We start from the raw sequence: 238 nt of genomic DNA, 5'->3' as shown, positions 1-238 counted from the left end.
AGAGATTCACCGCCGGGAGCGGCTCTTCAGAGAGTTTGAAGTCAATCATATCAATCAATACCAAAAGAAATTTAAAAACGGGGAAGCGACCGAACCCCTGCCCCATCTCTTTCTCATCAGTGATGAGTTCGCAGAGCTCAAGGTCAACCAGCCTGACTTTATCAAGGAGCTGGTGTCCATTGCCCGGGTCGGGCGTTCCCTCGGGGTCCACTTAATCCTGGCGACTCAGAAGCCCTCT

1 protein-coding gene is annotated in these 238 nt (G+C 52.1%); it reads left to right on the top strand.

Annotated elements, in window-relative coordinates; translation table 11 throughout:
• Positions 1-238: FtsK/SpoIIIE domain-containing protein (locus tag STRDD11_RS13540; protein WP_277593132.1), on the top strand; the 238-nt coding region annotated here is incomplete at both ends.

The sequence above is a fragment of the Streptococcus sp. DD11 genome (assembly GCF_001578865.1).
GTDB lineage: Bacteria > Bacillota > Bacilli > Lactobacillales > Streptococcaceae > Streptococcus > Streptococcus panodentis.
Note: the sequence above shows the minus strand (reverse complement) of the source record. Positions and strands in the feature narration are given on the sequence as shown.